Annotated in this window: 8 protein-coding genes; 4 read left to right on the top strand and 4 right to left on the bottom strand. The window is 62.4% G+C overall.

Annotated features, from left to right (window positions below):
- Positions 1 to 326: 326 nt before the first annotated feature.
- Genes HB681_RS38620 through HB681_RS37185 form a run of 4 tightly spaced genes read right to left on the bottom strand, consistent with a single transcriptional unit; the run spans position 327 to position 1,467 of the window.
- Positions 327 to 461, bottom strand: coding sequence for a hypothetical protein (locus HB681_RS38620; RefSeq protein WP_256354362.1), 135 nt, complete (start codon positions 459 to 461; stop codon positions 327 to 329).
- Entirely contained in the window at positions 455 to 688 is a 234-nt protein-coding gene (locus HB681_RS37195; RefSeq protein WP_213959914.1) for a PRC-barrel domain-containing protein, read from the bottom strand. Before HB681_RS37195 ends, HB681_RS38620 begins: the two co-directional genes overlap by 7 nt.
- Before the next feature lie 30 nt (positions 689 to 718).
- Positions 719 to 1,051, bottom strand: a complete 333-nt coding sequence (locus HB681_RS37190; RefSeq protein WP_213959913.1) for a hypothetical protein — start codon at positions 1,049 to 1,051, stop codon at positions 719 to 721.
- 5 nt (positions 1,052 to 1,056) lie between these two features.
- Complete coding sequence (locus HB681_RS37185; protein ID WP_213959912.1) at positions 1,057 to 1,467, bottom strand: hypothetical protein; 411 nt, start codon at positions 1,465 to 1,467, stop codon at positions 1,057 to 1,059.
- A 302-nt stretch (positions 1,468 to 1,769) separates the two neighbouring features.
- On the opposite strand from HB681_RS37185, the gene HB681_RS37180 reads away from it, so the two are divergent.
- The 4 genes from HB681_RS37180 to HB681_RS37165 form a co-directional block, all read left to right on the top strand.
- Positions 1,770 to 1,976, top strand: coding sequence for an RpiB/LacA/LacB family sugar-phosphate isomerase (locus HB681_RS37180; protein WP_256354361.1), 207 nt, complete (start codon positions 1,770 to 1,772; stop codon positions 1,974 to 1,976).
- Positions 1,973 to 4,339: a phosphoketolase family protein gene (locus tag HB681_RS37175; protein ID WP_213959910.1), complete on the top strand. Its 2,367-nt coding sequence runs from the start codon at positions 1,973 to 1,975 to the stop codon at positions 4,337 to 4,339. The genes HB681_RS37180 and HB681_RS37175 overlap by 4 nt, the downstream gene beginning before the upstream one ends.
- Positions 4,340 to 4,346: 7 nt before the next feature.
- A complete protein-coding gene (locus HB681_RS37170) occupies positions 4,347 to 5,387 on the top strand; it encodes a class I fructose-bisphosphate aldolase (protein WP_213959909.1) in 1,041 nt (346 codons plus the stop codon).
- The coding region (locus HB681_RS37165; RefSeq protein ID WP_213959908.1) for a histidine phosphatase family protein at positions 5,387 to 5,584 on the top strand (198 nt) is incomplete at its 3' end. The genes HB681_RS37170 and HB681_RS37165, both read left to right, overlap by 1 nt.

The raw sequence follows: 5,584 nt of genomic DNA, 5'->3' as shown, positions 1-5,584 counted from the left end.
AGCGTGAGCCGCCCTTCGCTGCACCTTGGCCAACGTACGCTGTAAACCCGCTACCTGTCTTCCAGGCGGCACGGAGACCTCGGTTTCGACGACCGGTTGGATAGGTAGTGCAGACGTAGCCTGCCGCTGTGTCTCGAGCGGCCGCGCAATCTTGGCTCCGGGGCCCGATCGAGCGGCAGCAATCAGATGGGCCGAAATGGAACTCGGGGCCCTGGCGGAAGTTCGTCTCACTCAACAGCGGCCGTTCGAATCGATCACATTCCATCAGTCCCCGGTAGTCCAAGTCATCGACTGCCGTGCAGGCATGCTCTTCGCGCCAGATGAACTCACTTCGCGAGATGCGCAACCCAGTACTTGTTTACCTTGTCACTCTGCGCGTCGAAGTCACCGCCAGAGGAGAACGCATCTTCCTTGACCCGCGGTGCTGCATCCATGTCGGCCTTCGTGGCGTTGATCACCATGAGGATAAGGCTGCTGCCGCTGGTCGCCTTGAAGTCGCCCCAGGAACCGGAACGTATTTCTCGTCGATTCCGAAAACGCCTCCCCGACCAATCACCAGATACGCGACCTTGCCTGTCTGCGGACTCATCACGATGTCGTTGACGCTTCCCAGGTTCTCGCCTTGTGGACTGACCAGTTCGGCGCCCACCAGTTGATCCCACCTGTAGGCGACGAGTTTGTCTGTCACCGATTGCGCCGCTGCGATCTGCGCTTGCCTCTAGCCCTTGCTATCGGAACTCGCAAATCTGCTGCGCCGCAAGTCGGCGGCATGACTGACGTACAGGCTCTTGGTGGTGGTGAGTACCGTCTCACAAGCGGCCTGCTGCCCGTGCTGCGCGAGGATATTTGCCGAGGCAATGAGCATGCGAACCTCGTAGCCCGGGCGGGCATTCAGGCACTGCCTGTTCGATCGAGTTTCGGTGACCGGGGCCAGTGAGCCGGCGCCATTTCCATTTCCGTATCCGTACCCATACATGGGGTACCCGTAGCCAAAGCCCGAGGCATGCAGCCAGTAGCCGTCTTGTTTGAGCGTGCTGTCGAAGGCACGCAAATCGGTCAGGCACCCTTGCGCCGGCTTGGCCGGTGCCGCGTCCGCCGGTTTCGCCGCTTGCGCAGTAGCACAGGGTGCCAGCAAGAACGCAGGTCATCTCTTGTCATCGCCCGTCGGGACTCGTCGTTGTCGCCGAATCCCCAGTTCGTCGACAGCATGCCGGGGTAGCTGCCGCCACCCCAAATTCCAAGGCCGCCCCAGTAGTTCGGGTAGCCGTAGTAGGCGGCGTAGTGCACCTCGTACTGGTGTGAGACGGGCTTCTCGCTATCGATGTCGGGCGCGTTCTTGACTTGCTCGCGGGTGATCGACACGTTCAGCAACCCGGCTCGCCAGTCCGTGCCGTGTATGGAGATCGGCGAGATCAACACCTTATGGCTGCTCAGCCAACTGCTTGCGTCCACCACCAGGTAGCGCACGACCCATTGATGGTCGTCGAAAAAGAAGTCCTTGACGTGACCTATGCGTCCATCGGATGCGCCGATTTCGTAAGTTCGAGGTCCTTCATGCTGCGTAGCATCTTTGTTTCTCCTTCGATCGATCGAGGTCCGTCAGCAATTCGGGATTTGCTGATGCCAGGCGCATCGGGGCGGACGAGGTCGCCGGCACTTCGATGCACTGAAACGCCTGTGCGCAGGCGCCGGTCGTCTGTCTGTTCGCTGTCGCACCAATCAGCTTCTGTGCGGCAGCGAACAGACGGCTGCTTGGCAGGAACCTACTGTTGCTTGATGAGATTCGGCATCGCTTCCGGGCAGCGGCGTCGAGGGACGATGACATGAACATCCTGTGCCTTGGCGGCAAGGCCATCGGTGTCGGGCTCGCCCTGGAACTGATCACCGTCTTTCTCGCCGCTCGCTTCAGCGGCGCACCACGCCATCATCGTCGCCTCGCAAAGGTGCGATCGCTGGAACACCGGAACGCTTCATGAAAAACCCGAATACGCTCGCGCCGGACCAGTTGCTCAAGATCGACGCCTACTGGCGGGCGGCCAACTACCTGGCCGTGGGCCAGATCTACCTCTACGACAACCCCTTGCTGCGCGAGCCGCTGACCATGGCCCATATCAAACCGCTGGTGGTGGGGCATTGGGGCACGGTCCCAGGCCAGAATTTCATCTACGTGCACCTGAACCGCGTGATCAACAAGTACGACCTGGACATGTTCTACGTGGCTGGCCCCGGACACGGCGGGGCGGCGTTGGTCGGCAACGTCTATCTGGAGGGGACGTGGAGCGAGGTCTATCCCGACGTCACGCAAGACTTGGCAGGCATGAAGAAGCTCTTCAAGCAGTTCTCGTTTCCAGGTGGCATTTCAAGCCATGTGGCGCCCACCACGCCCGGCTCCATCAGCGAAGGTGGCGAACTCGGCTACTCGCTAAGTCACGCCTTCGGCGCGGCCTTCGACAACCCGGGGCTGATCGTTGCCTGCGTCGTCGGTGACGGAGAAGCGGAAACCGGACCGTTGGCGACCGCCTGGCATTCCAACAAACTTCTCAATCCGATCACGGATGGCGCAGTGCTGCCAATCCTTCATCTCAACGGCTTCAAGATCAGCAACCCGACGCTACTGGCGCGCATTGGCCACGAAGAGCTGGAACATTTCTTTCTCGGGTGCGGGTGGACCCCTCTCTTCGTGGAAGGTGACCAGCCGGCGTTGATGCACCAGCGCATGGCCGACGCGATGGACCGTGCCATCGAACTCATTCAACAGATCCAGGACGATGCGCGCAATCGCAATGTGAAGACCAGGCCGCGCTGGCCCATGATCGTGCTCAGGTCGCCCAAAGGCTGGACCGGTCCAAGGCAGGTGGATGGCCTGCAGATCGAAAACACCTTCCGCTCGCACCAGGTCCCGCTGCTGGTCAATCCGGACTTCCCGCAGCACGTCGAAGTGCTCGAGCGCTGGATGAAGACCTACCAGGCAGAAGAATTGTTCGACGAGGACGGCAGATTGGTGCCCGAACTCGCCGCGCTGGCGCCCAAGGGCAATCGCCGGATGGGCGCCAATCCGCATGCCAACGGTGGTTTGCTGCTGCGTGCGTTGCACATGCCCGATTTCCGCGCGCATGCCGTCCACGTGCCTGCGCCCGGCGCGCTGCAGCGGCAGGACACGCTCGTGCTCGGCGCTTTTCTTCGCGATGTTGCGGCCTCGAACGGGAACCAGCGCAACTTCCGGATCTTCGGTCCTGACGAAACGCTGTCGAACCTGCTGGGCGCGGTCTTCGAGACGACCAGCCGGCAGTGGGACACCGAGTTGCTGTCCAACGACGAGTTCCTCGCGGCCGACGGCCAAGTGCTGGATTCCATGCTGAGCGAGCACCAGTGCCAGGGCTGGCTGGAAGGCTATCTGCTTAGCGGCCGTCACGGCCTGTTCAACAGCTACGAAGCGTTCATCCGCATTGTCGATTCGATGTTCAGCCAGCATGCCAAGTGGCTCAAGGTCACGCGCGAACTACCGTGGCGTCGACCGATCGCCTCGTTGAACTACCTGCTCGCTTCCCATGTCTGGCAGCAGGATCACAACGGCTTCACGCACCAGGACCCGGGCTTCATCGATCACGTCATCAACAAGAAGGCGGACATCGTGCGGGTCTACCTACCGCCCGATGCGAACTGCCTGCTGTCGGTCATGGACCACTGCCTGCGAAGCCGCAACTATGTCAACGTGGTGATTGCCGGCAAGCATGCGCTGCCGCAATGGCTGACGATGGACGAGGCCGTCGTGCACTGCACCGAGGGCATCGGGATCTGGAAGTGGGCCAGCAACGACCACGACAGCGAACCCGACGTGGTCATGGCCTGCTGCGGCGACACGCCGACGCTGGAGTTGCTTGCGGCCGTGTCCATTCTTCGTGAGCACCTGCCTGAGCTGAAGATCCGCGTCGTCAACGTGGTCGACCTGATGAAGCTGCAATCCGCCAGCGAGCATCCTCATGGACTGAACGAAACAGACTTCGATTCGCTGTTCACCCGGGACAAGCACATCGTGTTCGCCTTTCACGGCTACCCGACGCTGGTGCACCGCCTGACCTATCGGCGCACCAACCGCAACATGCACGTGCGCGGCTACAAGGAAGAAGGCACGATCACGACGCCCTTCGACATGCGCGTGCAGAACGACCTGGACCGCTTTCATCTCGTGCAGGACGTCATCGACCGGCTCCCGCAGTTGGGCAGCAAGGGGGACTACCTCAAGCAGATGACGCGCAACAAGCTGATCGAGCACAAGCTCTACATCGACCAGCACGGCAAGGACCTGCCGGAGGTTCTCAACTGGAAGTGGCAGTCGTGAGCTTGCAATGAACGGAGCAACACTGTCCGACGCTGCGAAGGCCATGCTGTCCGGTGGCAAGGGCCTGCTCGCCATGGACGAGAGCAATGGCACCTGCAATCGTCGTTTCGCCGAGGCTGGCATTGCGCAGACCGTGGAGATGCGGCGCGCCTATCGGGACTTGCTGGTCACGACGCCGGGCCTTGGCCACTACATCAGCGGCGCCATCCTCTATGACGAGACCATCCACCAGGCCACGGCCGACGGAACACCCTTCGTGAAGGTCCTCTCCGACGCGGGCATCATGGTCGGCATCAAGGTCGATACGGGCGCCAAGGCGCTGCCAGGACATCCGGGAGAAAAGGTTACCGAAGGGCTCGACGGGCTTCGCGAGCGCCTGCGGGACTATGTCGGGATGGGGGCGCGATTTGCCAAGTGGCGCGCCGTCGTCGACCCCGCGCCCCAGGGCGCTGCAGGGCCGAGCGACGCCTGCCTTCGGGTCAATGCGCACGCACTGGCACGCTATGCCGCACTGTGCCAGGGGGCGGGCCTTGTGCCCATCGTCGAGCCTGAGGTCCTGATGGACGGCGACCATACGCAGGCGCATTGCCGGGAGATCACCGAAGCCTTCTTGCGCCATGTGTTCCACGAGTTGGCGATGCAGGGCGTGCTGCTGGAGGCGATGATCCTCAAGCCCAACATGGTCGTTGCAGGGTTGGCGTGCAGTCGGCAGGATACGGCCGAAGAAGTGGCCGATGCGACGGTCCGGTGCCTGCGCCGGGTGGTGCCGGCAGCGGTCCCGGGCATCGCGTTTTTGTCAGGCGGGCAGTCGGCACAAGCGGCTGCGGCGCGACTGAGCGCCATGCACTCGCGACACGGGCCTGACAGCGTCGCGCCGCTGCCTTGGCTGCTGTCCTTCTCGTTCGGTCGTGCCCTGCAGCAATCTGCACTGGAAGTTTGGTCAGGCAAGGAGGAGAACCGCCAAGCGGCGCAGAGTGCGCTGCTCCACCGCGCCCGCAGCAGTTGCGCCGCCGTCCGTGGTGAGTACGACGTGTCGATGGACACCTGATGGTCTCCAGCCTGCGGCTCTACCTGATCCGGCACGGCGAAACCGTATGGTCGCTTTCCGGCCGGCATACCGGTCTTACCGATCTCCCCTTGACTCCCCACGGCGAGCAGATGGCGCAGGCCCTGACACCGCTGCTGAAGCAGGTCTCCTTCTCGCGCGTGCTGAGCAGCCCGCGTTTGCGAGCGCGCGCAACGTGC

This window comes from Variovorax sp. dw_954 (genome assembly GCF_018449755.1).
Classification (GTDB): Bacteria; Pseudomonadota; Gammaproteobacteria; order Burkholderiales; family Burkholderiaceae_C; genus Variovorax.
Note: the sequence above shows the minus strand (reverse complement) of the source record. Positions and strands in the feature narration are given on the sequence as shown.